General features: G+C 68.0%; 3 protein-coding genes. All 3 read right to left on the bottom strand.

Features of this window, described 5'->3' with window-relative positions; all coding sequences use genetic code 11:
- The coding region (locus JWR61_RS27935) for a hypothetical protein (RefSeq protein WP_301930931.1) at window positions 1-1122 on the bottom strand (1122 nt) is incomplete at its 3' end.
- Window positions 1119-2282 (bottom strand): sensor histidine kinase, encoded by a 1164-nt coding sequence (locus tag JWR61_RS27930; protein WP_301930930.1) that lies wholly within the window; start codon window positions 2280-2282, stop codon window positions 1119-1121. The genes JWR61_RS27935 and JWR61_RS27930, both read right to left, overlap by 4 nt.
- Before the next feature lie 379 nt (window positions 2283-2661).
- The coding region (locus JWR61_RS27925; protein ID WP_301930929.1) for a response regulator transcription factor at window positions 2662-3339 on the bottom strand (678 nt) is incomplete at its 5' end.

Genomic DNA, 3339 nt, shown 5'->3' with positions numbered 1-3339 from the left:
GTCCGTAGTGGTGATGACGATCGGGATGAGGAACTGGTTGCCCGGCAGGCGATCGATAGACGCTGCCATGGGCCCGAGCGTGAGCTGCACGGTCCGGCTGGCCGTCGGCTTGGCCGTGTCGCTCATGAGCAGCCAGACCGCGGAGAGCAGGCCGTCGCGCTGGGACGGGTCGAGGAGTCCGGCGAGGCTGCCCCGGTCGGTCAGCGTCACCGACTTGCCCAGCATCTCCGACTCGGACACCGCATGGTAGAGCCAGGTCTCGCGCCTGCCCTCGATGAGGTGAAGCCGGAGCTCCGTCGCGAGGGATGCGGCAACCGACGCGGTCTTCGGGTCGAGCTTCAGCTTCGTGCGACCGGTTGCGACGGACTCGAGCAGGTCTTCCGCGGCGAGGTCGAGGCGGGCCAGCTCTTCGGATGCCAGCATCCCGACCGCAAATCGCGGGGCAGAAACGGTGCTCTGCACGAGCACCCGGTCGAGCTCCAGCTGCACCATGCGCCGGAAGCCCCGAACGACGAACACGCCGAGCACCGCGGGCAGCACGGCCAGGGCGATGGTGGACAGCTGCGTGGGAAGCGTGGCGGAAGTCAGCGGGGTGTTGAGCAGCACGGCGGCGACGAAGGCGAGCCCGAGGACGGCAGCGGCGGCGAGAACCTCGCGGCCGCCCCGCAGCGTCACCACGATCATGAGTCCGAAGCCCGCCGAGACGGAGGCCGTCGCGTAGCCGCCGATGTCGTGCCTGCTCCAGATGCCGAGGAAGTCGAGCGCGACTACGCCGGCCAGAGCGGCCAGGTACAGGCCGAACAGCCAGTGGGGCAGACGGTCACCGAGGATGGACATTGTCACGATGGCGGCAACGAAGGCGGCGATGTACAGGATCCAGGCGATGACCACGGGGGTGGCATCCGGATAGAGCGGCCAGCGGGCGAAGAAGAGGCTGAGACCATAGACGGCCTCGATGCCGCTGAGCACACCGGCGCCAACGCCGAGGTAGCCGGTGCCGAGGGTGGCACCGCGCGCGCTGGCCTGGCGAAGGGCCTTCGCGACACCGGGAGGGCCGTTCTTGCCGCGTCGACCCAGGATGACGCCGAGGGTGTTTTCTTCTGGGCGGAGGAAGCTGGTCATCGTGGTACCTCCAGCACAACGGTGGTCCCGGAGCCGGGGCTGGAGAACAGGCGGGCGTTTCCGCCAACCTCGCGGAGACGGCCGATCACCGATTCCTTGAAGCCGAGCTTGTCTTCGTCGATGCCTTCGAGGTCGAAGCCGACGCCGGAGTCGGTGACCATGGCGCGAACGGTTGTCGCGTCATCCGTAATCGTGACGTGGGCCTGGGTGACGCCGGAGTGCCTGCGCACGTTCTCGAGGCATTCGGCGAGCGAGAGCAGGAAGGCGTCGAGAACGTCGCTCGGCAGGAGCACCTGCCCCGTCCCATGCCAGCTCACCTCGAGCCCCATGCGGCCGAAGCGCTGCTTGACCGACTCCAGCGTCGTGCCGAGCGCGGTCTCCTCGACCGGTTCCAGGTTGTATGAGCCGGAGGACTGGGGGGTTGGGGTGGCGCCGAGGCGGAGCTGGCGCAGCAGCCGGGCATCCTCACCGGCCTGCTGGCGGAGCGCCTCGGGGGCGACGCCAACGCCCGAGTGCGCGAGGAGCGTGAGGGTGGCAAGCACCGTGTCGTGCAGGAGCCGCGCACCCTGCCTGCGCTGGGCTTCCGTCTCGCTCGCCTGGCGTTCCGCCCGGTGCGCCTTGCCGATGCTGTAGATGCGCCGCGCGGCGCGAGGGACACTGGCGCTCAGCCAGTAGCCGAGCACCGCCGTGAGAATCCAGCCGAGGATGACCGACAGGGCGGACGGCGACAGCGCGGCGCTGGAGTGGCTGGTCTGCTGCACGAGCGTCGCGCTGGCAATCACGCCGAGAACGATGATCGCCATGCGCGGGATGCTCGAGACCAGCACGAGCGCGAAGCAGGCGATGCCCGCTGCGCCAAGGGGTGCGACGGATGCCGCGAGTCCGGCCGACGGTGTACTGCCCGCCGGTCCGCGGGCGATGAGGAGCGCGGCCAGGCCGGCAACCGTTCCGACCAGCGGCCAGACGATGGCGAGGCTACGGCCGACCATGATGTGGCTGAACACGAGAATGGCCAGGCAGGGCAGCATCCAGAGGTAGGTGGACAGCGGAACGACGCCGGGAATGCTGAGGCTGACGAGCGCGACAAGGGTTCCGGCAAGTCCAAGAAAACGCGCTGTGCGCTGGAGGAGCCGATCCCGTTCCTTGGCGATGAGTTCCATGTTCCCCAAATGCTGTCAGATTGCCACCAGTTGTGGGGGTGCCACACCGGTCGAAATCCCTCGGACTATGCCGATACAGTCAAGTTACAGAGGGGCAAGCCGCGTTTCAAGGCTGTCACACGCAACACAAGCCGGTACCACGAGCAATCGAGGCATCGGATCGGCGTCTCACCCGAATAGACGACGCCGGGTTTTGACCGAGTTCTTCGGTCAGGCCAGACCGGGGGGTCAGCACCGGGGCCGCAGCATCGACTGCGGCCCCAGCTTCCCTCCCCGCGCGGTGCGCAGCAGGCGCAGCCGAAGCACGCGCAGGCGGCTAGGCAGGTGCAGCCGGTGCAGCCGAAGCACCCGCAGCCGACTCAGCAGGCGCAGCCGCATCCTACAGCTCGGGCGTGAGCCAGCCTTCGCGCAGCCCGTGCCGACGCAGCAGGATGCGCGTTCCGACATCCACGCCGATGTGGCGGTACTTGCGACGAGCGCGCTTGATGTACGACTTCACGGTCTCTTCCGTGGTTTCCATCTCGTGCGCGACCTCTTTGATGGAACGGCCGGCGGCGTAGAGGACCAGCGCCCGCTGTTCCTGCTTGCCGAGGCCCGGGTCTGGCGCAGACCGGTAGCGGGCGACCTCTTCGGCCAGTTGCCCCGGCAGGTGCTGGGTGCTGTCTGCGGCCGAACGAATCGCGGAGACGAGCTCGGCGGCGGACTCCGTCTTCGGGACAAACCCGAGCGCTCCCGCCCGCATCGCCGCGGTGACCGACGCGGAGTCTGCGTGGCGACTCATGACCACCGCAGCGGACCCCGTGGTGTTGAGCGCCCGTAGCTTGGTGCCCACGGGGATGCCGTCTTCGAGGTGCAGGTCGAGCACGACGACATCGACCGGAAACTCGGGGTTGGCCATCAGGCCAGCCCAGCTGGTTTCGGTGGCCACGACCATGAGACCGCTCTCAGGATCGTGTATTCGAGCGGCGAGCCCGTCGAGCATGAGTCTGTGATCATCAACGATCGCGACCCGGATCTGCGACGGCGCAGAAATCTTTGTGACTGCCATGGTTGTCCC

It is taken from the genome of Ferruginibacter sp. (assembly GCF_028288465.1).
Classification (GTDB): Bacteria; Bacteroidota; Bacteroidia; order Chitinophagales; family Chitinophagaceae; genus Ferruginibacter.
Note: the sequence above shows the minus strand (reverse complement) of the source record. Positions and strands in the feature narration are given on the sequence as shown.

Bases quoted from the DNA above. Each gene is read 5' to 3' on its own strand.
- JWR61_RS27930 (WP_301930930.1), bottom strand. From the start codon at position 2,282: ATGGAACTCATCGCCAAGGAACGGGATCGGCTCCTCCAGCGCACAGCG.